Annotated in this window: 20 protein-coding genes; 1 reads left to right on the top strand and 19 read right to left on the bottom strand. The window is 64.3% G+C overall.

Going from position 1 to position 23,522, the window contains the following annotated elements:
* Nucleotides 1-43: 43 nt before the first annotated feature.
* From B7X49_RS07965 to hemE, 19 genes are all read right to left on the bottom strand, one after another.
* Nucleotides 44-1,129: an electron transfer flavoprotein subunit alpha/FixB family protein gene (locus B7X49_RS07965; RefSeq protein WP_286703575.1), complete on the bottom strand. Its 1,086-nt coding sequence runs from the start codon at nt 1,127-1,129 to the stop codon at nt 44-46.
* Nucleotides 1,126-2,955 carry a DUF3483 domain-containing protein gene (locus B7X49_RS07960; protein WP_286703574.1) on the bottom strand — a complete coding sequence of 610 codons (1,830 nt, stop codon included), beginning with the start codon at nt 2,953-2,955 and terminating at the stop codon, nt 1,126-1,128. The genes B7X49_RS07965 and B7X49_RS07960 overlap by 4 nt, the downstream gene beginning before the upstream one ends.
* A complete protein-coding gene (locus B7X49_RS07955) occupies nt 2,955-4,994 on the bottom strand; it encodes an NADH:flavin oxidoreductase (RefSeq protein WP_286703573.1) in 2,040 nt (679 codons plus the stop codon). The genes B7X49_RS07960 and B7X49_RS07955 overlap by 1 nt, the downstream gene beginning before the upstream one ends.
* Nucleotides 4,991-5,992, bottom strand: a complete 1,002-nt coding sequence (locus B7X49_RS07950; RefSeq protein ID WP_286703572.1) for a GlxA family transcriptional regulator — start codon at nt 5,990-5,992, stop codon at nt 4,991-4,993. The genes B7X49_RS07955 and B7X49_RS07950 overlap by 4 nt, the downstream gene beginning before the upstream one ends.
* 2 nt (nt 5,993-5,994) lie before the next feature.
* A complete protein-coding gene (locus B7X49_RS07945; protein ID WP_286703571.1) occupies nt 5,995-7,083 on the bottom strand; it encodes a hybrid-cluster NAD(P)-dependent oxidoreductase in 1,089 nt (362 codons plus the stop codon).
* A complete protein-coding gene (locus tag B7X49_RS07940; protein WP_286703570.1) occupies nt 7,080-8,336 on the bottom strand; it encodes an aromatic ring-hydroxylating dioxygenase subunit alpha in 1,257 nt (418 codons plus the stop codon). Before B7X49_RS07940 ends, B7X49_RS07945 begins: the two co-directional genes overlap by 4 nt.
* A 140-nt stretch (nt 8,337-8,476) precedes the next feature.
* Nucleotides 8,477-9,568, bottom strand: coding sequence for a GlxA family transcriptional regulator (locus tag B7X49_RS07935; RefSeq protein WP_286703569.1), 1,092 nt, complete (start codon nt 9,566-9,568; stop codon nt 8,477-8,479).
* 349 nt (nt 9,569-9,917) lie between these two features.
* The gene (gene betC / locus B7X49_RS07930) at nt 9,918-11,456 is read right to left on the bottom strand and encodes a choline-sulfatase (RefSeq protein ID WP_286703568.1); all 1,539 of its coding nucleotides are present in this window, start codon (nt 11,454-11,456) and stop codon (nt 9,918-9,920) included.
* 11 nt (nt 11,457-11,467) lie between these two features.
* Complete coding sequence (locus tag B7X49_RS07925; protein WP_286703567.1) at nt 11,468-12,295, bottom strand: phosphodiesterase; 828 nt, start codon at nt 12,293-12,295, stop codon at nt 11,468-11,470.
* Nucleotides 12,295-13,083, bottom strand: a complete 789-nt coding sequence (locus B7X49_RS07920) for an inositol monophosphatase family protein (protein WP_286703566.1) — start codon at nt 13,081-13,083, stop codon at nt 12,295-12,297. The genes B7X49_RS07925 and B7X49_RS07920 overlap by 1 nt, the downstream gene beginning before the upstream one ends.
* A gap of 70 nt (nt 13,084-13,153) precedes the next feature.
* A complete protein-coding gene (locus tag B7X49_RS07915) occupies nt 13,154-14,212 on the bottom strand; it encodes an ABC transporter ATP-binding protein (RefSeq protein WP_286703565.1) in 1,059 nt (352 codons plus the stop codon).
* Nucleotides 14,212-14,997: an ABC transporter permease gene (locus tag B7X49_RS07910; protein WP_286703564.1), complete on the bottom strand. Its 786-nt coding sequence runs from the start codon at nt 14,995-14,997 to the stop codon at nt 14,212-14,214. Before B7X49_RS07910 ends, B7X49_RS07915 begins: the two co-directional genes overlap by 1 nt.
* Nucleotides 14,994-15,878, bottom strand: a complete 885-nt coding sequence (locus tag B7X49_RS07905) for an ABC transporter permease subunit (protein WP_286703563.1) — start codon at nt 15,876-15,878, stop codon at nt 14,994-14,996. Before B7X49_RS07905 ends, B7X49_RS07910 begins: the two co-directional genes overlap by 4 nt.
* Nucleotides 15,875-16,981, bottom strand: a complete 1,107-nt coding sequence (locus tag B7X49_RS07900) for an extracellular solute-binding protein (RefSeq protein ID WP_286838927.1) — start codon at nt 16,979-16,981, stop codon at nt 15,875-15,877. The genes B7X49_RS07905 and B7X49_RS07900 overlap by 4 nt, the downstream gene beginning before the upstream one ends.
* A 197-nt stretch (nt 16,982-17,178) precedes the next feature.
* A complete protein-coding gene (locus B7X49_RS07895; RefSeq protein WP_286838924.1) occupies nt 17,179-18,297 on the bottom strand; it encodes an outer membrane beta-barrel protein in 1,119 nt (372 codons plus the stop codon).
* Nucleotides 18,298-18,839: 542 nt separating this feature from the next.
* A complete protein-coding gene (hemJ, locus tag B7X49_RS07890; protein WP_286703561.1) occupies nt 18,840-19,289 on the bottom strand; it encodes a protoporphyrinogen oxidase HemJ in 450 nt (149 codons plus the stop codon).
* The gene (locus B7X49_RS07885) at nt 19,286-19,969 is read right to left on the bottom strand and encodes an HAD family phosphatase (RefSeq protein ID WP_286703560.1); all 684 of its coding nucleotides are present in this window, start codon (nt 19,967-19,969) and stop codon (nt 19,286-19,288) included. Before B7X49_RS07885 ends, hemJ begins: the two co-directional genes overlap by 4 nt.
* On the bottom strand, nt 19,966-21,054 hold the full coding sequence (gene hemH / locus B7X49_RS07880) for a ferrochelatase (RefSeq protein WP_029313870.1): 1,089 nt from the start codon (nt 21,052-21,054) through the stop codon (nt 19,966-19,968). Before hemH ends, B7X49_RS07885 begins: the two co-directional genes overlap by 4 nt.
* On the bottom strand, nt 21,051-22,124 hold the full coding sequence (gene hemE, locus B7X49_RS07875; RefSeq protein ID WP_286703587.1) for a uroporphyrinogen decarboxylase: 1,074 nt from the start codon (nt 22,122-22,124) through the stop codon (nt 21,051-21,053). The genes hemH and hemE overlap by 4 nt, the downstream gene beginning before the upstream one ends.
* Nucleotides 22,125-22,416: 292 nt before the next feature.
* Between hemE and B7X49_RS07870 the strand changes: the two genes are divergently transcribed.
* Complete coding sequence (locus B7X49_RS07870; RefSeq protein ID WP_035231440.1) at nt 22,417-23,304, top strand: pyruvate, water dikinase regulatory protein; 888 nt, start codon at nt 22,417-22,419, stop codon at nt 23,302-23,304.
* Nucleotides 23,305-23,522 lie beyond the last annotated feature (218 nt).

The raw sequence follows: 23,522 nt of genomic DNA, 5'->3' as shown, positions 1-23,522 counted from the left end.
CCGGATTGGGGGTCGCGCCCGGCGGAGAGCAGGACGATGATGTTCACAGCATGGCTCGCAGGGCCTGCATCACGTCCTGGGCATCGGCGATGATGGCGAGGCCGGCGCGGGCGATGATGGCGGCGTGGAGGTCGGTGTTGATGGCGACGATGTGTTCGACCGTGCCGATGCCTTGGAGGTGTTGCGGCGCGCCGGAGATGCCGAGGGCGATATAACATTCGGCATTGAGCACGGTGCCGGAGGCGCCGACCTGCAGGGCGCGGGGCAGGGCGCCGGCGTCGCACACCACGCGGCTGGCGCCCGGTGTCGCGCCGAGGGCGCGGGCGAGGTCGAGAAACCCAGCGAAATCGGTCACGCCGTTGCCGGCGGCGATGACCAGGGGCGCCTGATCGAGCGGGATGGTCCCGGCATCGACCGCGAGGGTGGTGGCGGCGCGGATGCCGCCTGGCGTGGCGGCGGCGTCGGGCGTCGGCAGCGGATCGGCGGCGTGGGGTGCGCCGTGATAGGGCGCGATGCGATCCGGCGCGATGCTGATCAGGCGGGGCGAGGTGGCGCGCAGTTCGACCCGCCCGGCCTGGGCTGGGCGGATGGCCTGGGCTGGGCGGATGGCCTGGGTTGGGGTGAGGCTTTCGGCACCGGCGAAGAGATCGGCTTCGGTCAGGGCGGCGACGCGGCGGGCGAGGTCGCCGCCATCGGCTGATTCCGGGAAGACGACGTGGCGGGGGGCGTGATCGGTGATCGCCTGGGCGATCAGTGCGGCGCTGCGTTCGGGGTCGTAGGTCGGGGTGGGGAGCGTGATCGTGCGGTCGCCGCCGGCGGTACCGATGGCATCGGGCGCCTGGGAGGGCAGATGGGGCGTGAGCACGACCACCGCCGCATCCCGGCCTGCCAGCGTGCGGGCGGCGCCGATCACCTGGCGGTCGTGCCGACCGAGCGCACCGCCTGCGGCTTCGATGACGGCGAACACCAGGAATGCGGGTTCGGCGATGTGGATGATCGTGGGGGCGGCGACGGGTGCATCGGCCCGGGTGAGGAGCGCGCCGCCCCGGTGCGTCCGGTCCAGCCGCAGCCGGGGCGTGCGCGATACCACCATGGCGTCGCGTTCGGCGCGGGGATCGCGCCGGATCATTGCAGCGCCTCGTGCACCAGTTCGGCGATATCGCGCACCAGCGGCCGCGGGCCGATGACGCCTTCGAGCATGGCGGTACAGCCGGGGCAGGCGACCGCGACCAGGGATGCGCCGGTTTCGCGCGCCTGTTCCATCCGCAGATCGGGGATGCGCTGTTTGCCCGGAATATCGGTGACCGGCGCGCCGCCGCCGCCGCCGCAGCAGAACGAGGCCTCGCGCGCGCGCGCCATTTCCACCGCCTGGCCGGTGAGCCGCGCCAGCACCCGGCGTGGTGCGGCTGTCTCGCCGTTGTAGCGGCCGAGGTAGCAGGGGTCGTGATAGGTGATGACGGTATTGGTGGCCGGTGCGAGGGTGATGCGGTTGGTGGTGATCAGTTCATCGATCAGCGCGGTGTGGTGGACCACGGTGTAATGCCCGCCGAACGCGGGATATTCCTGGCGCAGCACGTGCAGCGCGTGCGGATCGGCGGTGACGATGCGGGTGAAGCTCATGGTGCCGAGCATCGCGACGTTGACCGTGGCCAGCGCAGCGAAGCCGGCTTCGTCGCCCAGCCGGCGCGCGAGGTCGCCGCAGTCGCGCTCGGCTGGTCCCAGCACCGCGAAATCGAGCTTGGCCGCGCGCATGATGCCGATCAGGGCGCGCAGGGTTGCGCCATAGCGCCGGTCGAACGCGCCATCGCCCAGCCACAGGAGCGTATCGACCGCCTCGCCCGGTGCGAGCACGCGCAGTTTCAGCCCTGCCGCGAAGTCGAGCCGTTGCGCCGGTGCGAGCCCGCTGGTGTTGCCGGCGTAGCGCAGGGCGGCCAGCACAGCGTCGGCCTTGCCGGGCGCGGCGCCGTGCTCGAGCGTGAGGTTGCGGCGGATATCGATCACCGCATCGACATGTTCGATCATCATCGGGCAGGCGGCGACGCAGGCGCGGCAGGTGGTACAGGACCACAGCGTTTCGGCGTGGAGCACGCCGAGCACCGGGCCGGGTGATGCGATGCCGGGGTGCGGGCTGCCGGCGTAGGCTGTGCCTCCCTTCCGGTTCGCCGCGCAGAAATCCTGGATCAGCGCCTTGGGGTTGAGCGGCTGGCCGGCAGCGAAGGCGGGGCATGCCTCTTCGCACCGGCCGCACTGGATGCAGGCATCGAAGCCGAGCAGCCGGTTCCAGGCGAAATCATCGATCGTGGCGACGCCGAGACGGGCGGCATCGAGATCGAGCGGCGCCAGATCGCTCGCCGCGCCACCGGCAAAGCGGGCCGGGCGCGGGTGCGCCGCGAGGTGCAGCGCGCCGGCGACGGCATGGCGCATCGGGCCGCCGGTGATCTGAGCGACCAGCCCGATGCCGCCGCACGCGGCCAGCGCCACGCCGAGCAGCCCGGGCACGCCCGGCAGCAGTGTGGCGATCAGCCCGCCCGCCGCATAGGCACCGAGATAGGCGGGCAGGGTGAGAAACGCGCCAGCCGAGAGCGACGCTGGCTTCACCGGCACCCGCCGCCGCCGCACCAGCACCGCGCCGAACAGAGCGACCGCGAAGGCGAGCGCGATCAGCAGCCAGTAGAGCGCCGCCGCGAACAGGGCGGGGATCGCTGCCAGCAGCAGCAGCACGGTTGCGGCCAGCAGGCCGCCGGCGATCGCCTGATGCATGACGGAGCTTGCCGGTTTGCGCGCGACGACCGCATGAACATCGACCAGGTAGCGCCGGGGCAGCGCGCGCAACCCGCCCAGCCAATCGACCGATGCGCCGGCACCGCGCCGCCACCGCAGCCCCAGCCGCGCCACCTGCACCGCGACGCCGGCCAGCAGCAGCCATGCCAGCAGGACCAGCGCGCCGAACGCCATCAGAAATCCTTACACAGGCGGAGCGCGTCGTAGATGGCGGCGTGGATGTTGCGCCCGGCCGCCGCATCGCCGATCCGGTAAAGCCGATAGCCCGCCTCACCCTGATGCGGCTGGGGCTGGCCCGCGATCAGGGCCGCCGCATCGGTCTGGCCGCGATTGACCGCGCCATCTTTCAGATCGGTGAACACGGCATCGACCGGCAGCGTGCCGAAATCGACCACGACATGATCGACCACGCGTTCTTCCTCGACCATGTCCATCGTGTTGCGCAGCACCGCCACCAGCCGGTTGGCCTCGCGCCGGACCGCGACGATATCGAGGTTCGGCGTCACGATGACGCCGAGCTTGTACATGTTGCGCAGATGCACTGGCTGGTTGGTGGTGCCGACTTCCTCGGCCGCCATGCGGTCTGGTGTGGCGAGTTCGACCAGCGCGCCCCTGGTTGCGAGGTATTCCGCGCAGGATGGCGCATTGTGCTGGCCCATCGCATCGTACAGCAGCACCGAACCGCTCAGGTCGATGCCCTGGCGCAGCACGGCCTGGGTGGTGGTGACCAGATCGGCCCCCGGCATCAGCCCCGGGTTTGCGGCCCCGCCGGTTGCCACCACGACGATGTCCGGCCGTTCGGCCAGCACCAGCGCGGCATCCGCCGCGATGCCCAGCCTGATATCGACGCCCAGCTTGCGCACCTGTGCCGCAAGCCAGCGGGGAATGCCGGACAAAGCCTCACGCCAGCCGGCTTTGGCCGCGATGTTGATCTGCCCGCCCAACGCGCTCTCACGCTCGAACAGAACGACGTGATGGCCGCGCTCGGCGCAGACGCGGGCGGCTTCAAGCCCGCCCGGACCGGCGCCGACCACCACGATGCGCCGCGCGGTTGCCGCCTTTGCGATGACGTGCGGCATGGTCGCTTCACGCCCGGTCGCGGCGTTTTGGATGCACAGCGCATCGGCGCCGGTGTAGATCCGGTCGATACAATAGCCGGCGCCGACGCATTGGCGGATGTCATCCGCGCGGCCTTCCAGCAGCTTGCGCCCGATATAGGGGTCCGCGATGTGTGCCCGCGTCATTGCCACCATATCGACATGGCCTTCCGCCACGGCGCGCGCGGCGGTTGCGAAATCGGTGATGCGTTGGGCGTGGAATACCGGCACTTCGACCTCGCGCCGGATCGCGCTCGCCAGATAGAGGAACGGCGCGACCGGAAACGCCATGTTCGGCAGCGAGACCGCGTGCGCCATATGGTCGCGCGCCTGGCCGCCCATCACGTTGACGAAATCGACCAGGCCGCGCCTGGTGTGCTCGGCGGCGATAGTCACGCAATCCTCGCCGCTCAGCCCTTCATCGAACAATTCATCGCCCGACATGCGCATGCCGATCACGAAATCATCGCCGGCGGCCGCGCGCATCGCCGCCAGGACCTCGAAGCCGAAGCGCATGCGGTTGAGCAGGGAGCCGCCGTAGCCATCGGTGCGGCGGTTGACCGAGGGGGACCAGAATTGATCGACCAGATGGCCGTGGGCCGCCGAGATTTCGCAGCCATCCAGCCCGCCTTCACGCGCGCGCCGGGCGGCTTGGGCGAAGTCGGCCACCACGCGGTCGATATCGTCCTGGCTCATTTCGCGCGGGATCGACCGGCTGGCGGGTTCGCGCAGCGGCGAGGCGGAGATGGTCGGCAGCCAGTGCTCGGTATCCCAGCGCGTGCGGCGGCCCATGTGCGTGAGCTGGATCATCAGCGCCGCGCCGTGCGCGTGCACCCGATCGGCGAATTGCTGGAAATAGGGGATCACGCTGTCATCGGCGACCGAAACCTGATTCCAGGGCGCGGCCGGACTATCGAGCGACACCGAGGATGAGCCGCCGAACATGGTCAGGCCGATGCCGCCTTTGGCTTTTTCGGCGTGGTAGAGTTGATAGCGCTCCTGCGGCTTGCCGTCGCGCCCGTAGCCCGGCGCGTGGCTGGTGCTCATCAGCCGGTTGCGGATGGTCAGGCCGCGCAGCGTGAGCGGGCGGAACAACGCATCGGTGCTGGCGCTCATGACAGGCGCATCGCGCTGCGCGACACGGCAGCGATGGCGCGCAACTGCCGTTCGGCGCGCGGTGAATAGCCGAAATGCGCCCGATAGGCGCTGGCGAAATACGCACTCGACCCGAAACCGCACGCCATGGCCACCTCCGTCACCGGCATTTCGCGCGCCTGCAACATGGCCTGCGCGCGCTGCAGTCGCAGCGCCTTGATGAAACTCGCCGGGCTTTCACCCAGATGCGCGCGAAACAGGCGCTGCAACTGGCGCAGGGAAATTCCGAGGCGCGCTGCAATGTCGGTCAGTTTCGGCGGTTCGTTGATCTGATCCTCGATCATGGTCATGGCGCGCGCGAGGGTCGGCTGGTCGGAGCGGGCGCGGTCTTGTGCCGCGATCGGCTGACGCTCGCCGCTGGTGCGGATGCGATCGAGAATGAAGGTGACCGCGACATGCTCGGCCACCACGCGGCCGAGCTTCGCCTCGATCAAATAGAGCATCATGTCGAGCGGGCCGATGCCGCCGGTGCAGGTCAGGCGGTTGCGGTCGAGCACGAATAATTCATTGACCAGTTCGATCGCGGGAAACGCATCGCGCATCGATGCAGCATCTTCCCAATGCACGGCACAGCGATAGCCATCGAGCAGCCCGGCCTCAGCCAGGGCGAAGGTGCCGGTGCACAACGCGCCGAGCGGCACGCCATCGCGCGCGGCGCGGCGCAGCGCAGTGAGCAACGGCCGGCCGACCACGCTGCGCACATCGACCCCGCCGCACACGAACAGCAGATCCGGCGGGGCGGCGCGGCTTGGCTGATCGAGCGCGGCGGTGGGCGCCATCGTCATGCAGTTGCTGGCGGCAACCGGCGTGTCGTTCAGCCCGTAGACGGTCCAGCTGTAAATGCTCCGCCCTGCGCAGCGGTTGGCCATGCGCAATGCCTCGATCGCGCTGGTCACCGCGATCATCGAATAATCCGGCAGGGTCAGAAAACCGAAATGCGCGAGGCGGGCGATGTTCATGATCAGCGCTCGATCACCAGATCCGACAGGGGACGGGAACAGCAGATCAGGATCATGCCCTGGTCGATCTCGCGCTGGCGGATGCCGCCCTGGTGCTGCATATCCACCTGCCCCGAGATCAGCCGGCTCTTGCAGGTGCCGCACATGCCCTTGGTGCAGGACGAGGGCAGTCGCATGCCCGCGCTGCGCGCCGCCGTGAGCACGAATTGGTCGGCGCCGACCGCGATGCTGCGGCCCGATTTGCTGAAACTGACCGCAAACCCCGTCACGGTCGGCGCGGTCGCTTCGGCGGGTGCGGGGGTTTCGGTTATCGTGCCGAAGTCGAAACTTTCCTCGTGATAGCGGCTCATGTCGAAATCGAGCGCACCGAGCGCGGTCCGCACCGCGGCCATGAACACGGCCGGCCCGCAATCGAACACCATGCGCAGCGCCAGATCGGGCACCAGCAGCGCCAGCATGGCGGCAGTCACCCGACCGCGCAGGCCGCCCCAGCGCTCGCCGGGTGCATCGGCCTCGCATACGGTGATGACGCGCAAATTCGGCATCATCTTCGTCATCGATGCGAGTTCGTTTCGAAAAATAATATCGGCGGGCGTGCGCGCGAAATGCACGAACACGATATCAGCCTCGGGTGAGAGATCGTGATGCGCCCGCGCCATCGACATCAGCGGCGTGATACCCGAACCGCCGGACAGGAACAGATAGGCCTCGGCCGGTGCAGCAACGAAGCTGAAATCGCCCATCGGCCCGACCGCGCGCAATGATACTCCTGGGCGCACATGCTCGTGCAGCCAGGGCGACACCACGCCGCCGGCCTGGCGCTTCACGGTGATCGAAATCCGGTCCGGCCGGGTCGGCGAGGAGGCGATGGTATAGCAACGATTGACGCTGCCGCCATCGACCGGAACGTCGAACGTCAGGAACTGGCCGGGCAGGTAGTGGAACCGCGCCGGAGTGCGCGCCGCGAAGGTGAAGGTGCGGACATCCGGCGTTTCATCGCGCACGGCGACGCAGACCAGCTCGTCATCGATCTCGGCATTCCAGACCGGCAGACCATCCCGCAGCGCGATACTCTGGGCCGCCACGCTCATGCGAGGTGAGCGGCCAGTCGCTGTATGTACCAGTTCACGAATTGCTCGACCTGGCCTTCAGTTTGCGGCGAATAGGGGCCCGGTGTGTAGCCGCCGGTCGCTGCTCCGGCCTGCGCCAGACCGACCAGCCTGCCATCCTGCAGATTGGTCTCGCGCCAGACCTGGATCAGATTATCGAGGTCGTAATCGACGCCTTCGATCGCATCGCGATGGACCAGCCATTTGGTACGGAGCAACGTGCGGTCCGGCCCGAGCGGCAGGACCGCAAAGGTGACGATGTGATCGCTCATGAAATGATGCCACGAATTCGGCTGGGTGTGGAACGACAGATCACCCAGCCGTTTTTCCTTGGCTTGGCCGAGCAACTTGCGGCATGCCACCTTGGTATCGAGCGTCTGAGACTCGCCATCGCGGTCCATCGGCATGCGGCCGATCCGGTAGCCGGACACCACGTTGTCCAATTGCCCGATCTCGGCGGAGGGAAAGCCCGACCGGTCCCACGCGGCGCAGGATTGTTCCACCATCACATCGTAATTCTGCCGTTGTGCGACGCGCGCGGGATCGCTTTCATCGGCATCGAAACCAAAGCCGTATTCGAAGATCGACGCGGTGAGTTCGGGGTGGTTGAGTGAGCAATGATAGCACTCACGATTGTTCTCCATCGTGAGTTTCCAGTTGCCCTCCTCGATCAGATCGATCCGATGCGCGATTTTGCAATTCGCCACCTCATGCGGCGCGATATAGGGGCCGACGATGTTTGCCATCTCGTCGAAATCGGCGGGCGGTGTCTCGGCGAGGCAGACGAACAGCAATCCCTCCAGCGACCGGACATGGATTTTTTTAAGGCCGTGGCAGGATGGATCGAAATCATCACCCATATGGTCGGCGTGCAGCAACGCGCCATCCAGCCCATAGGTCCAGGCATGATAAGGGCAGACCAGACGCCCGACCGTGGCGGTTTCGGTCGAAATCAGCCGCGCGGCGCGATGGCGGCAGACATTGTGCATCGCGTGGATGGCGCCATCGTCATCGCGGCAGATCAGGATCGCGTTGTCACCGATATTGACCGTCATGACATCGCCAGGCTCGGCGATATCCGGCTCGACGCCTACGAAAATCCAATGTCGGCCGAAAATCAGATCGAGATCGGTCTGAAATATCGCGGGGTCGGTGTAGAACGGTCGCTCCAGCATATGGCCGGCGCGGCGCCGGGCGATGAGTTCCGCAATCGATACGGCAGCGACATCCGACATGGCGTTGACTTTCAAAAAAACCGCAGATCAGCCGGTAAATATTGACGTGTCGCCTGACCGCAGTCTTTAGATTTTGCGACATTGGCGCGTCTATTTATCAACGCAAGATATCATGCCTGCCATGCGCCATGATCATGACTTTAAAACGTTCGCTGGCCGGCACATTCCGAAGCGCCGACCGCGACCCGATCATGATCGGCCCAGGCCGGTTCCGCCGCCGGGATCGCCGCCTCGCGCCGCAACGCCGGTCGCGCGAACGACGGCGACAGGCCGTGCAACGCCTTGAACTGGCGGGAAAAATGCGCACAATCGGAAAACCCGGCATCGAGCGCAATATCGGTCACCGAGCGCGTCGTCGTCTCCAGCAGCCAGCGCGCATACCGTAACCGCAGTTCACGATACAAATCGGACGGCCGCTTGCCCAGCGCCGCATCGAACCGGCGCTCCAACTGACGCGTCGATAACTCAAGCCTCTGCGCAATCATCGAAATCTGCAACGGATTGCCGAGATTCTGCTCCATCATCAGCAACGCCCGCCGTACCTGCTCATCCGATACGTCATGCGCCATCGGCGGATGCGGCTGCACACCATCGGTGCCGCGCATCGGCGTCAGCAACAAGACCTGATGCGGCTTCTGCGCCAGCCGGCTGCCCAGATGCCGCTCGACCAGCGCCGCAGCCAGATCCGCCGCCCCCGCCCCGCCAGCACACGTGATCCGATCGCCGTCGACCTCGAAAAACCGATCACCGATCACGGCATGGTCAGGAAACTCATCGCGGAAGTCCTGATAATGCAGCCAGCTCACACAGACCCGTCGGCCCTCCATCAGCCCGGCCCGGCACAGGATAAAACTGCCGGTACAAATACCGATCAGCTTCACGTCGAGCGCCGCCGCCCGCCGCAAATAACCATACAACGCTGTGTTGGCCCTCGGGTGATTGTGCAAAATACCGCCAACCACCACGACATAATCGAACTGCGCCGGATCGATCAGTCCACTGCCAGGCAAAACCTCGACCCCGCAACTCGACCGGATCGGCGCATCGGTCTCAGCCATGATGGTCCAACGGCAATGGATCGGCCGTGAATAATCCGACTCGTCGGCGGCCAGCCTCAGCGTATCGACAAACAACGAAAACGCCGACAGCGTGAAATCCTGCGCGAGCAATAGTCCGACCGAAAGCGGCCTCGTTTCATGCCGCCGTAAGGCCGGTTTTGGCTGCGTACCCATCACCGATCTCCGAACCGGTCACAATTATGCGAACATGACCGAGAACGAACCTATATCAGACACCATACCGATCACCAAAACGCATTTCTGCATTGCACGATGCCGTTGGGTCATGTCCACGGGTGAGGGGCACTGAGGCGAGGAAGCAAGGCGGGGGGCTTTGCCCCCTCGACCCCCACTAAGGGCGGAGCCCTTAGAACCCGCTAGTTTTAGGTAAGGGGAGGGCGCTGCCTCGGATTTTCCGTCGATCTGGCCTGGGTCGCCCTCCCCTTACCTAAAACTAATGGATTTTAAAGGCTCCGCCTTTAACGGGGTCCAGGGGCAGAGCCCCTGGCCTTGCTTGCTCGCCTCACTGCCCCCCGACCCGCGGAAATCGGGCCCGGCGTTCGAGGTCGGCGAGTTTGATGTGGTTGCGCATGTATTGTTCCGAGGCATCGACGATGGGCTGGTAGTCCCAGGGTTGATAGGTGCCGTGCCGCAGCGCGGCGTTGACGAAGCGTCGGCGGGCCTGGCTTGCCAGCACATCGGCGTGGATGGTGGCGAGGTTCCAGCGTTGTGCGACCTCGTTGCGGAGGGCATCGATGGTTGCGGCGAAGTCCGGGTTGGTGGCGAGGTTGATGCGCTCATCGGGGTCGGTGCGGAGGTTGAAGAGTTGATCGGGGTCGACCGGGCAATGGATGAATTTGAGATCGCCGCGCCGGATCATGATGATCGGCGCGATGGCGCCTTCGCCCATGTATTCGCCGAGCACCTCGTCGTGTCCGCCAGCGCCGGTCAGGTGGCCGCGCAGGGACCGGCCGTCGATCGTCAATCCTTGTGCAGCCGGGGTTGGGGCTTCGGCGAGGTCGGCGAGGGTCGGCAGGATATCGACCGATGATACGCAGGCGGCGATGCGGGCGGGGGCAAACAGTGCGGGTGCGTGCACGATCAGGGGGATTCGGCAGGCGTCTTCGAAAAACCCCATTTTGTACCACAGACTATGCTCACCGAGCATTTCGCCGTGATCGGCGGTGACCATCGTGACGGTGCGGTCCGCGAGGCCGCATTCGTCGAGCGCGGTCATGACCTTGCCGACCTGATCATCGACGTAGGAGATCGCGGCGTAATAGGCGTGGCGGGCGTCGCGGATGTTGGCTTCGGTGACCGGTTCGCGATCGGTGTTGCACACATGGCGAAGCCGTTTCGAATGTGGATCGAGTGTGGCGGGGTCGGGGCGGTAGCGCGGCATGTCGATCGCATCGGGTTCGTATCGATTCCAGTATTCGGCGGTCATCGCGAACGGATCGTGCGGATGGGTCAGGGAGACGACCATGCAGAACGGCCGGTCGTCATCGTCCCTGGCGATATCGAACAGTTTGCGGCGCGCGGCGAATACTACCTCGTCGTCGAAATCCATCTGGTTGGTGCGCACGCACAGGCCGGCGTCACGCACTGAGCTCATGTCGTGATACCAATCGAGCCTGGTTTCGAAATCAGTCCAGTCCGGCGTCCAGCCGAAATCGGCGGGGTAGATATCGGTGGTCAGGCGTTCCTCGAACCCGTGCATCTGGTCCGGGCCGCAGAAATGCATCTTGCCGGACAGGATCGTCCGGTAGCCGGCCTGGCGCATATGGTGCGCGAAGGTTGGCAAGGTTGCTGGAAACTCCACGGCATTGTCGTAGGCACCGATCTTCGAGGCCAACCGGCCTGACATGAACACGTAGCGTGAAGGGCCGCATAGCGGTGCGTTGCAATAGGCGTTTTCGAACACCACGCCGGCGGCCGCCAGCGCATCGATCTGCGGCGTCAGCGCGACTTTGTTGCCATAGGCGGGCAGGGCGCGCGCGCCGAGCTGGTCCGCCATGATGATCAGAATATTCGGCGGTTTCGCCGCGTGCTGTTCGAGCATCGTTGTCCTCCTCAAGCCGTGGTACGTCCGGGGTAATCCGCATCCACCGCGAAGGGAAACGGTCCCGCAAAATCGCCGATCGTTGCCAGATTGGCGGTGAGCGCCGCTCCATCCCAGCGGAGCAGGAAATACCCGCCGGGTTCGAGATAAAAATAGGGGCGGGCCGCAGCATCGAAGGTCAATTCGCTCTGATGCCCGCCGATCGCGGCACCGGCGAGCAGCATCGCGCCGCCGTGCTGCGCCATGATCACCCGATGATGATGGCCGCAGAGCACCGCGAGCACCCGGCCGTGCCGTGCGATGAGTGCGAGCAACGCTTCTGGCGCGCGCAGGGGAATTGCATCCATCGCGGCAATGCCGGTCATGAAGGGCGGATGATGCAGGCCGATCAGCACGGGCCGATCCTGCGCCGCATCGAGCGCGCGTTCCAGAAACGCGAGGCGTTCGCTGCAGAGTTCGCCATGGCCGGCACCCGGCACCACGCTGTCGAGCATGATCAGCCGGAGCGGGCCGATATCCGCCGCGTAGTGCACGAATGCGGGATCGGTCCTCACGCCCGGCCAAGCGCCGAGCGCGCTGCGCAATGATGCGCGCCGGTCGTGATTGCCGGGCACCACATAGACCGGGCAGGCGAGCCGACCTTCGAGCAGGCGGCGCAATTCGGCGTATTCCTCGGGCAGTCCGTTCTCGGTCAGATCGCCGGTGATCACCACCGCCGCGGGGGCGAAGCCGGCGACCTGGCGCACCGCCCGCTCGACCATCAGATTGGTTTCGACGACGCGGTTGGCCGCCCGGCCGAACGGGCGCACGTGCAGATCGGTCAGATGCGCGATCAGCATCAGCCGCCCTGCAACGCGGCAAGGGCCGCATCGCGCAGCGAGGGATCGCCCAGGATCAGCACCGTGCCGTCATGGGCAGCATCGAGGCGCAGCTTGTCGCCAGACCAGTCACACATCATGCCGCCGGCCGCCTCGATGATCGGCACCGACGCCGCCCAGTCCCACGGCTTGTGCCCGGCTTCGGCGATCACATCGATCTCGCCGAGGGCCACGAGGCCGGCGGCGTAGGCGTCATCACCCCAGGAGGTGCGGCGGCATGCGGCTTCCAGCCGGTGAAACGCGGCGCGTTGATCGGCATCAAACCATTCGGGTCCGGTGCAGGACAGTTCCGCATCGCCCAGCGCGGCCCGTTTGCGGCAGCCGATGCGCCCGCCGAACCGGCTGGTGAAATCGAGCGTGCCGCCCGCCGCCATCCAGCGCTCGCCGATCACCGGTTGATCGATCAGGCCGAGGACCGGCACGCCGTCCTCGACCAGGGCGATCAGCGTCACGAAGGTCGGCCGGCCGGTGATGAATTCGCGGGTGCCGTCGATCGGGTCGATCACCCAGTTGAAGCGACCCAGCCGCTGGTCGCCCAATTCCTCGCCGATCACGCCGAACGTCGGAAACCGCTCGGCCATCACCGCACGGATCGCCCGTTCGGCGGCACGATCGGCCATGGTGACCGGGCTGTCGTCGGATTTATCGTCGGCGGTGATGCCGGAGCGGAAATACGGGCGGATAACGGCGCCCGCGGCATCCGCCGCGGCTTTGGCGGCTTCGATGGCGCCTGGGGGTAGGGGGGTCATGGGCGGTCCTTCGAGAACAAAGAAGCAAGTTGTTCTTTTTTGTAAAAAAGAACCAAAAAACTTTTGTTTGTCAGGCGACGAGGAGGCGGGGGGAATCTGGGTCCCAGTTGACCGAGACTGTGCTGCCGATTGCGATGTTCACGGCTTCGCCGCTGGCCATCGCCGCGGTTACGCAATCGGTGCCGCCGGCGATTTCGACTTTCAGGCTGGTCAGCGCGCCGAAGAAGGTCCGCGCGATGACCGTGCCGTGCAGCATGCCGGCGGCATCCGGCGGGCCGAGCCGCACGGTTTCGGGACGCAGCAGGAAATACACCCGCGTTCCCGCCGCCATGCCGCGCGCCCGTCTTGCCGCAACCTGCCGGCCGAGCACCGTGACCATGCCGCCTGATCCATCCGCCACCACGCCTGGAAGTTCGGCGACGGCGCCGACGAAACGGGCCACGAAAATATTGGCGGGCTCGCCGTAGATCGCCGCCGGTTCGCCCACCTGCGCCAGCACGCCATCGTGCATCACCACCACCCGATCGGAGATCGACAACGCCTCCTCCTGATCATGGGTGACGAACAGCGTGGTGACACCGGTTTCCTGCTGGATCCGGCGGATTTCGTCGCGCAGCTGCACGCGCACCTTGGCGTCCAGGGCGGACAGCGGTTCATCGAGCAGCAGCAACGCCGGGCTGATCGCCAAAGCGCGCGCCAGCGCGACGCGCTGCTGCTGCCCGCCGGACAGCTGATGCGGATATTTCTGGGCGTGCTCGCCGAGCCCGACCAGTTCGAGCACCTCGCGCGCGCGCTTCTGCTGAGCCGCGGCATCCTGGCGGCGCACCCGCAGGCCGAATTGCACGTTCTCCTGCGCGGTCATGTTGGGGAACAGCGAATAGGCCTGAAACACCATGCCCATCTGCCGCTTCGCCGGCGCCAGGCCCGAAATATCGCGCCCCTCCAGCACCACCCGGCCGGAATCGGGTTGATCGAACCCCGCCACGATCCGCAGCAACGTCGTTTTGCCGCAGCCCGACGGGCCGAGCAGGGAGACGAACTCGCCGGCTTTCAGATCGATCGACACATCGCGCAGCACGGTGCGGCTGCCGTAGTGCTTTGCCACGGCATCAAGCTGCAAATAACTCATCAGCGCGCTCCACCGATCTGGACCTGGCCGCGCCCGCCTCGGCCGGTGAACAACACGCCGAGCATGGCCAGCCAGGTGATCAGAAAACTCAGCAAGGTCAGAGCCGCCGCCTGGGTCGCCGAGGTCTGGCCGACATAGTCGATATAGACCGCAAACGTGTTGAACAGCAGGATATTGGCAAACGTGAACTCCCCCATCACGATCGCAATGGTCAGTAGCGCGGCACCGATCAGCGCGGTGGTCAGGTTGGGCACCACCACGCGGAAAATCAGCGTCATCCAGCCGGCGCCGAGACTCTGCGAGGCTTCGGTCAATGTTTTCAGATCGAGCGCGCGCATCCCGACATCGAGCGCCCGATAGGTGTAGGGCAGCGCCAGGATTACATAGGGAACCACGAGATAATTGGCGGTGCCGACGAACCAGTCCGGTCCGGTGTAAAGCGTGGTCATGCCGGCAACCAGCGCGATCGGCGGCACCACGAAGGGCAGTACCGACAGGAAATCGAACAGCGGACGCAGCCGTTGGACCCGCAGATTGAGCCAGAACACCGCCGGCACCAGCACCACCAGCCCGACCAGAATCGTTTGAATCGCAAGCCGTACCGAAAGGCCCAGGCTCTGCCACAATTTCGGTTGATGGATCAGCGCCACATAAGCGGCGAGTCCGTAGTTGTCGCCGCCCTCCCACAGGCTGAACGCGCCGGTCGCGACCAGGGGGATTACGAAATACAGCCCGATCACGCCGAGCCCGAGGCCGGGGATCAGATTATGGGTCGGCCGGCTCATCGCTTCACCCAGCGGCCGACGCGGCGCGCGATCAGCGCGTAAATTCCCATCACCACGACCATCACCACGATCATCCCCAGCGCCAGCGCGGCACCGGTCTGTTGCGACACCATCACGTTGCCGGACAGCACGTTGCTGATCTCGACTGGCACCAATGCCACGATGCCCGAGGTCAGCGCGTACGGCGTCGCATAAGCCGAGAATGCGTTGCCGAATAATAAAATATAGGCCGAGAGCAACGAGGGCAGCAGGATCGGCAGCCCGACATGGCGCCAGTAATCCCAGGTGGAGGCACCCAGATTCTCCGCCGCCTCCCGCCATTCGCGCCGCAACGCCTCGAGCGCCGGAGTGATGACGATGATCATCAGCGGCACCTGGAAATAGGCGTACACCAGCACGAGACCCGGCATCGAATAGAGCGTGAACCCCATGCCGTACAGGTTGACGCCGATATCCTTGAACCAGACCGTGATCATCCCGAGGCTGCCGAGTGTGGCAATGAACGCGAACGCCAGCGGCACGCCGGCGAAATTCGCGGCGACCGCGCCGAAGGTGGTCACCAGCGAGCGCAGCCCGCGCGGCATGCCCGGGCGCAGCACGAAATAGGCCGCCAGCCCGCCGACGACCAAGCCGACCAGCGCTGCCAACGCGGAAAGTTCAATCGAATTGCGGAACGCAACGACGGTCTGGCCCTGCCCCAGGGATGCGACGTAGCGCAGCGTCGGGCCGTGCTTGCCGAGAAACGCGGTGGCCAGCAGCATCAAGGTCGGCAGAATCAGGAACGCCGTCACATACAACAGGAACGGCGCCATGAAGACCAGGGTGAACAACCCGCCGGACCGGGCAAGCGGCCCGGCGGATTTAACAGGCCGCAGGCTCACGCCTTGACCATTTTCGTCCAGTTCGCGGTGAGGGCGGCTTGCGCCTTCTTGGTCTGCTCGATCGTCGCGAACAGCGCCTCGCCATAGGGTTTGGCGGGCGGCAGTTCGGCGAGCATCGATTTCGGAATGGCGCCGGATTTCGCCATTTCGGAGAAGCGCGCCGGATGCGCGAAGCCCTTCAGATAGAGCAGCTGGCCTTCATCGGAGTAGATGAACTCCTGCCACAATTCGGCGGCTTTCGGGTGCGGCGCGAATTTGCTGATTGCCTGACAATAGAACGCACCATAGGGCTTGGCATCGGCGGGGATGACGGTATCGATCTTCGTCATCGTCTTCGAGCCCTTGGCCTGCGCAAGATTGAGGTAATCCCAATTCACCACCACTGGCGTCTGACCGGAGACCAGGCTGGCCGAGGTCGCCGCCGAAGGATCGAAATTGCCGCGCTTGGCGAGATCGGCGAAGAACTCGATGCCGGGCATGATGTTATCGAGCGAACCACCGTTCGCGATCGATGCGGCGAACACCGCAGCGAACGCCGCACCGGCGCCGAGCGGGCTGCCGTTGAGGGCGACCATGCCCTTGTAGATCGGCTTTTTCAGATCGGCCCAGGTCTGGGGTGCGACTTTGGCCACCGACATGTTGACGCCGAACGACACGAGGCCGAAGTAATCGCCGTACCACAGGCCGCCGGGGTCTTTCATCGATGCCGGAATGCTACTCCAGGTCGCGACCTTGTAAGGACGGAACAAGCCTTCCTTCGCGCCGTTCAGGGCGAACGCCAGACCGACGTCCACCACATCCGGCCCGCGCGACTGACCCTTGAGCGAGCGGATCGATTGCAGTTCCTGGGCGGAGGTATCATCCGGTGCCGCGTTCTTGATCGAAATCCCGAATTTTTTCTCGAATGTGCTGATGATCGCACCGTAGTTGGCCCAGTCCGGCGGCAGGGCAATTGTATTCAGCCCGCCTGCCGCCTTGGCCGCCTTGATCAGGGCGGAGCGGTAAGTCGCCTCGGCGACGCCCGGCACCAGCCCGGCGGCTGCACCTGCGGCAGCCAGTTTCAGCATTGTGCGGCGGTCTGGGGTGAAATCAGCAACCATCATCTTCATCCTCGATGTTTGAACGCGTTGGGGGCAAGAACGGTATGCCTGCGCCCGACCTAGCAGCGATCGAACATACCGCTGCCTGCCCGGTCATACCACGGCGGCGTCGTTTGATCGGCCCAGCCGATCGATCTAAAATCCATGAAGCGCCACGCCAGGCAAGTGTGCCTGGCGTGACAATTCGATGAAGCGATGGCTCAGAAAACCACACCCGCCTCGAGCAGACCAATCACCTGGTTGCGATCCGTGCCGCTGCCGCCGAATGCCGATCCGGTGCCGCCGATCGAATTGGTGCCGATGCTGGTCAGGTGGAACAGACCGACTTCGCCGCGCGCAAAAATGTTACCCTTCTGCCAGGTCGGCGTCACGCCCAGCCCGAGCCCGGCCGAATGTGCGTTCAGATACCAGGCTTCCGGCCCGTTGTTCGAATAATACATCACTTGACCACCAACCGACCACGGGGTCTTCGGGAACTTGTAGTCGGCAATCAACTCGGCGCCGAAATTGCTGGTGAATTTGTCGATCCCGATCTGATGATCGACCTTGGCATAGACATACTGAACCTCGGGGACGAGGTTCAGGTTACCGTAGGTGTAATCGTAATAGGCGCCGATCATGTTCGAGTTGACATACGCTGCGTTATAGCTCGGGTAGCCGTAGCCGGTGGTGCCATTGCCATAAGCATAGGTATTCGGCCCGGTGCGGCCGAAATTCACGGTCCCGTAGACCGAAGCCGCGTTGTTCGCGTTCGGCGAATAGGTCACCAGCCCCTGTACAACGTTGAACACGCCGGAATCGAAACCGTCGCCATAGGTCACGGTCCCGGAAATCGGTCCCTGGGTGTACGTGACGGCGACGCCGCGGCTCGACGAGTTCTCGACGTAATAGAGCGGCGAGTCGATTATATTGGCGTTATTCCAGTCGGTCGAGGATTCCCAACCTTCGGTCGAATAGACCTGACCGACCGAAATGCTGAGCGCCTTGGTTGGGGCCAGCGTTACGTAGGCGGCGTAGACCGGACCGAGCGTGAACGTGTTGGTCGACATACTACCCGGCTTATAGCCGAAATAGATCGAATCATCCGGTTTGACCTCGACGGTGAACTGCACCGGACCGGTTGGCTTGACGATTTTCAGATCGAGCACGCGCGCCACGGCGCCGGTGGATTTGTTGGTGCCTAAGAGCGTGCCAGCATTCGCGCCGGAGAAGCCGTAAAAATCTCCATCGAAGCCGCCGCTGATATCAAGAGTGCCGAGCGGCCCGCCATCCACCGTCATCTGTTTCACGGAAACCTGCGCCCGTGCGACGCCAGACACGGCGCCCAACGCAAGGACGCCAAACCCTGCACAAAGCAGAGCACGCGTGGAAATCTGTTTCATTCTATTGATGCCTCACTGTTTTTGATTGATTGTCGTCTCGTAAAGTCAAATCACCTGTCCAAACGCCACAGGTGCTACGTTCGAACCGCCTGATCCCCTACCGAGTCAGGTCGTACCGGAAAGATCGCGAAAGTGGACGATGCAAGTCGCGCAGCAGCGCACTGCAGTAACGGCCTTGCTCCAACACTGTAAACACGCCAAAAGACCTCCACGATAACTGTGCATGAGAGCCAAGCCGCGTTCGTTTGTTACCCTTGTTGCCAACCCCTGCGCGATGCGGCGACCTTTTTTGTTCCGGGTCGGCCACGGCAGCACTCTTCAATTGCAGAGCCGTTCATGTATTGAATGGAAACGACACGCGGTTTGAATATCATACAAGGGACACGCTCGTGCCACATCGGCAACACACCATTGCCGATTTATCCGTCATTCATCCTGACCTAAAAACGATTGATATCCGCCTGTAGAACCAGCGGTCCTTACGGCTTGACGAACACCATGATGACAATGATCATCATCAGGATCGTCGGCACCTCATTGGCGATGCGATAAAATCGCTCGGGCTTCACGTTGCGGTCGTTCAGAAAATTCTTCCGCCATTTCGACAGTGCGCCATGAAATCCACTCATCAGGATCACGCTGATGAACTTCACCCACCACCACGGTGCCGACCATGAAATGGCCCCCGGGGTCAGAATCAGCAGAATGCCGAACACCCACGATGATATCATCGCCGGTGTCGCGATCTGCTTGAGCAACCGCCGCTCCATCACCTTGAACCGCGCCGATTCCAGCGAACCGGGTGCCACTTGGCAATGATAGACGTATAATCGCGGCAGATAGAACAGCGCCGCCATCCACGCGATGATCGACATCACGTGAAATGCCAGTTCCCACCGATAAACATTGGCCAGAAACCCGATCGTCATGCGTTGACGCTCTGCGCCATCACCAGACCGGGCACGAGGTCGAGCCGATCGATGATGCCATGCGCACCCGCCGCGCGCAGATGCGCACCATCGCCATGCGGCGCAAACCCGTAGCAAATCATGCCCGCTGCCACCGCTCCAGTCACGCCCGGTGCCGAATCCTCGATCACCACGCAACGGTCCGGAAGCACACCCTCGGTGCGCGCCGCATCCAGAAACACATCCGGTGCCGGTTTCGGCTGGCCGCCCCGCGCAAACAGCCGTGGTGCGCTGTGGGTGCGGCCGGCGGTGAGGTCGAGAAACCCGGTCTTGCCGAATTTCGCATCCATTTCCTCATCCGCCGAGTTCGAGGCGATCCGCCACGCAATTCCCAGCGCGTTCAACCGTTCGAGCACCGCGCGCGCCCCGGCGATCGGCGATACATCGACCGCCATCGCCTCGGCGATTTTTGTCACCATGCGGTCGTTCCAGTCATCGGGCAGCGGCGCACCACGCTCAGCCTCGATGATCGGTTTCATGTTCCTGAGCGAGGTGCCGACAAACCGCGCCATCGCCACGTCCGGCGTGGTCGGCAGCCCGTGCGCCGTCATATCCGCCGCCACCACGCGCGCCGAGACAATCTCGCTGTCCATCAGCACGCCATCGCAATCGAAAATTACCAGGTCGAAATTTCGGCTCATGCCGGTACGAGTGCCCGATACCGCGCCCAAGGGCAATCGCTGTTGCGCACAGTGCAGGACCGTCCGCCGCGATGCGAGCACAAACCATCGCCATGAACAATCGCGCGGCGCGCAATTCCCGCCAATGCGGCAATGAACGCCGGATCATCGTTTGGCGCCGGCGCACGGTAATAGCCCGGCAAATGAAGTTTTTCGGCGACCTCGCGATACTCGACATCAAGTTCCACCAGCGTCTCGATATGTTCCGAAACGAAGGCAATCGGGATCACGACCACCGCCGTGCCGTCATGCGCCGCTTTCTCGATCGCCTGTTCGGTCGAAGGTTCGATCCATTGTTGCGGCGTCGCGCGCGACTGAAAACACACCTGATAATCGACCCGCTCGCCCAAGGCGCGGGTAATCACATCCATCACCGCTTCGGTACAGGCCTCGACCTCCTCCTGATACGGATCGCCCGCCTTGATGATGCTTTCCGGCAAGCCATGCGCCGAAAACAGCAGGCGGATCGGCGTGCCCGCCGGCAATTCCGCCCGCGCGGTGGCAAGCGTGCGCATCACCAACCCCGCGATCGCCGCGGCAAACGCCGGGTCATCATACCAGCAGCATAGCGTCGTGGTCGGTACCACCAGCCCGGTTTTCGCCGCCGCATCGTGCCAATCGGCCAGCGAGCTGCCGGTCGTGGTGGTGGAAAACTGCGGATACAGCGGCAACAGCAAAATCCGCTCCGGCGCCCAGGCCTTGACCGCCTGCGCCACCTCACCCGCAAACGGGTGCCAGTAGCGCATGGCGATGAAACATTTCGACCCCGGCAGGCTCGCCTCCAGCGCATCGGCCTGGCGCTGCGTGAGTTCGAGCAAGGGCGATTTACCGCCCATCATCGCGTAGCCTTCCTCCGCCTTGCTCTGCGCCGAGGCCGCGATCAGCCGTGCCAGCCAAAAGCGGATAAAAATCGGCGCGCGGATAATCGCGGGGTCGGAAAACAGATTGACCCGGAACGGCTTGATACTGTCCGCCCCATCCGGGCCACCCAGATTGAACAGAACAATGGCTGTACGCGCGGGCAGGACGGGTTCGGTGTCGTTCATGAACCTGAAGTAGCGGCTTCCCGGAATTCCTCAAGCGGTGCCGGCTCCAGCGAACGCAGCCGTTCGATCAACATGGCGACATGTTCAGGCGGGGTTTCCGGCACGATGCCGTGGCCGAGGTTGAAAATATGAGGCACACCGGCCATTTCGCGCGCGATTCGTTCCACCGCGTGATCGAGCGAAACCCCGCCCGCCCGCAACAGCAACGGGTCCAGATTCCCCTGCAACGCTACTTTGCGCGGCAGCAACCGCGCAAGGCTCGGCGCATCCGTGCCGGTATCCATGCCGAACCCGGCAATCCCGGTTTCGGCGATATACGGCAGCGCCATCAACCCGGCGAGGCGCGGAAACCCGATGATCGGCACATCCGGATGCCGCGCCTGCAGGGCATCGACAATCCGCACCGTCGGGTGAATCACATGCGCACGAAACAAATCGGGCGGCAGCAACCCGGCCCAGGAGTCGAACAGCATCACGCAATCGGCCCCGGCCTCGATCTGCCAGGACAGGTAATCGATCGTGGCTGTGGTCACCAGCTCAATCACCGCAGCCACCAACCCTGGATCGCTGTAGATCAGTCCCATGGTGCGCGCGAAATTACCGCCCTTGCCATCGAGCATGTAACACGCAACCGTGAACGGGCTACCGGCAAACCCGATCAAGGCGCAGCGCGGCGGCAGATCGGCCCGCACGCGCGAAACCGTTTCCATCACCGATTCCGTGCCCGGCTTCAACCGATTCAAATCGAGCGCATCCAGCCCCGCCAGATCCTCGATCCGCTCCATCAGCGGGCCTTCGCCTTCGGCATACCGCAGCTTCTGCCCGAGTGCCCAAGGCAGGATCAGAATATCGCTGAACAATATCGCCGCATCCATGCCGAACCGGCGCACTGGCTGCAGCGTCACTTCCGTCGCCATGGCCGGCGTTGTGCTGAGAGCAATGAAGTTCCCCGCGGTCGCCCGCAGCTTGCGATACTCCGGCAGATACCGCCCGGCCTGACGCATCAGCCACACCGGCGGCGGCCAGATCGCCTCCCCCGCAAGAACCCGCAAAACCGGCCGATCGATCATTTTCCCCGTCATGGACCCGGACTACCTTTTAAATGTTTTAGATTAAAGAATGGTTGTGGAAGTTAACCCTGTGAATCATGTGGAACCCCGCTCACCCCACAACAATACACAAACTTATCCACAGCCAGAGTCCGGTTTTAATCGGCTGATTCTACGTCAAACCCTGGATTTTTCCACATTTGCATAAACGCCAGCCCACAACAATCCACAGCGAATCAGGATTCCGGAGTTATCCGACTTCTCCACCGGCGACCCTATCCGGCGCCGAGTTATCCACGCTATGAGGAAGTTAATGGACGGTAAACGGCTCAATCTCCACCTCGTCTCGGATGCCACCGGCGACACGCTCAACGCCGTCGCCCGCGCGGTGACAGCGCAGTTCGAAGGGGCCGATATCCACCTGCACCGCTGGAGCCTGATCCGCTCACGCCTGCAATTGCACCGCGTGCTCGAAGGCATCGAAGCCGAACGTGGCCCGGTCCTGTCCAGCCTGGTCGATGAAGCCTTGCGCGGCGAACTCGCCCAGGCGTGCGAACGCCTCGGCCTGCGCCTGCTCCACATGCTCGATCCGGTGTTCAAACTGCTGGCCGATGAACTCGGCACCCCGGTCCGCGCGACACCCGGCCGGCAATACGTGCTCGACGCCGATTATTTTCGCCGGATCGACGCCATGCACTACGTGCTCTCGCACGACGATGGCCAGGCCATGCGCGGCCTCGCTGAAGCCGATGTCATCCTGGTCGGCGTCTCCCGCTCCTCGAAAACGCCAACCGCCTTCTACCTCGCCAACCGCGGCGTCAAAGCCGCCAATATCCCGCTGGTCCCCAGCCTCGCCGTGCCGGATGTGCTCGATGAACCACGCTGCCCCGTGATCGGCCTGTTCATCGACGCCGCCCCCCTGATCGAAATCCGCCGCCACCGCCTGCGCCTGCTCGGCGCCACCACCACACCTGGTGCGGCCTTCCAGCGCGACCGCGAAGACTACATCGATGAAGACGCCGTGGAAGCCGAACTCCTCTGGGCCCGCCGCCTCTGCTCCACGCGCGGTTGGCCCACCGTCAACGTCACCCGCCGCTCGATCGAGGAAACCGCTGCCGCCGTGCTGCGGATGATGGAAACGTGGCATGATCGGCGGGATAAGGAGAAGGCCAAGGGGCTTCGCCCCCTGGACCCCCACTAAGGGCGAAGCCCTTAGAACCCGCTAGTTTTAGGCAAGGGGAGGGCGCTGCCTCGGACTTTCCGCTGATCTGGCCTGGGTCGCCCTCCCCTTGCCTAAAACTAATGGATTTTAAAGGCTCCGCCTTTAAGGAACCTCTGAACAGCGCAATTTTTCCCTTTCGTTCGTTCGTAGGACGGATGGTAGGCCGGTAGCGTCTGTGTTGGGCTGCCTGACGTCCG

This window comes from Acidiphilium sp. 34-64-41 (assembly GCF_002282635.1).
Taxonomy (GTDB): domain Bacteria; phylum Pseudomonadota; class Alphaproteobacteria; order Acetobacterales; family Acetobacteraceae; genus Acidiphilium; species Acidiphilium rubrum.
This window is presented reverse-complemented; position numbering and strand designations above follow the sequence as displayed.

What these genes read in the sequence shown, in the direction of transcription:
- B7X49_RS07900 (WP_286838927.1), bottom strand. Translation starts at nt 16,981, where the DNA reads ATGATGGTTGCTGATTTCACCCCAGACCGCCGCACAATGCTGAAACTG.
- B7X49_RS07940 (WP_286703570.1), bottom strand. Translation starts at nt 8,336, where the DNA reads ATGTCGGATGTCGCTGCCGTATCGATTGCGGAACTCATCGCCCGGCGC.
- hemH (WP_029313870.1), bottom strand. Translation starts at nt 21,054, where the DNA reads ATGAACGACACCGAACCCGTCCTGCCCGCGCGTACAGCCATTGTTCTG.
- B7X49_RS07950 (WP_286703572.1), bottom strand. Translation starts at nt 5,992, where the DNA reads ATGAACATCGCCCGCCTCGCGCATTTCGGTTTTCTGACCCTGCCGGAT.
- hemJ (WP_286703561.1), bottom strand. Translation starts at nt 19,289, where the DNA reads ATGACGATCGGGTTTCTGGCCAATGTTTATCGGTGGGAACTGGCATTT.
- B7X49_RS07915 (WP_286703565.1), bottom strand. Translation starts at nt 14,212, where the DNA reads ATGAGTTATTTGCAGCTTGATGCCGTGGCAAAGCACTACGGCAGCCGC.
- B7X49_RS07960 (WP_286703574.1), bottom strand. Translation starts at nt 2,955, where the DNA reads ATGGCGTTCGGCGCGCTGGTCCTGCTGGCATGGCTGCTGCTGGCCGGC.
- B7X49_RS07965 (WP_286703575.1), bottom strand. Translation starts at nt 1,129, where the DNA reads ATGATCCGGCGCGATCCCCGCGCCGAACGCGACGCCATGGTGGTATCG.
- B7X49_RS07945 (WP_286703571.1), bottom strand. Translation starts at nt 7,083, where the DNA reads ATGAGCGTGGCGGCCCAGAGTATCGCGCTGCGGGATGGTCTGCCGGTC.
- B7X49_RS07955 (WP_286703573.1), bottom strand. Translation starts at nt 4,994, where the DNA reads ATGAGCGCCAGCACCGATGCGTTGTTCCGCCCGCTCACGCTGCGCGGC.
- B7X49_RS07870 (WP_035231440.1), top strand. Translation starts at nt 22,417, where the DNA reads ATGGACGGTAAACGGCTCAATCTCCACCTCGTCTCGGATGCCACCGGC.
- B7X49_RS07885 (WP_286703560.1), bottom strand. Translation starts at nt 19,969, where the DNA reads ATGAGCCGAAATTTCGACCTGGTAATTTTCGATTGCGATGGCGTGCTG.
- B7X49_RS07910 (WP_286703564.1), bottom strand. Translation starts at nt 14,997, where the DNA reads ATGAGCCGGCCGACCCATAATCTGATCCCCGGCCTCGGGCTCGGCGTG.
- B7X49_RS07935 (WP_286703569.1), bottom strand. Translation starts at nt 9,568, where the DNA reads ATGGGTACGCAGCCAAAACCGGCCTTACGGCGGCATGAAACGAGGCCG.
- betC (WP_286703568.1), bottom strand. Translation starts at nt 11,456, where the DNA reads ATGCTCGAACAGCACGCGGCGAAACCGCCGAATATTCTGATCATCATG.
- B7X49_RS07920 (WP_286703566.1), bottom strand. Translation starts at nt 13,083, where the DNA reads ATGACCCCCCTACCCCCAGGCGCCATCGAAGCCGCCAAAGCCGCGGCG.
- B7X49_RS07925 (WP_286703567.1), bottom strand. Translation starts at nt 12,295, where the DNA reads ATGCTGATCGCGCATCTGACCGATCTGCACGTGCGCCCGTTCGGCCGG.
- hemE (WP_286703587.1), bottom strand. Translation starts at nt 22,124, where the DNA reads ATGATCGATCGGCCGGTTTTGCGGGTTCTTGCGGGGGAGGCGATCTGG.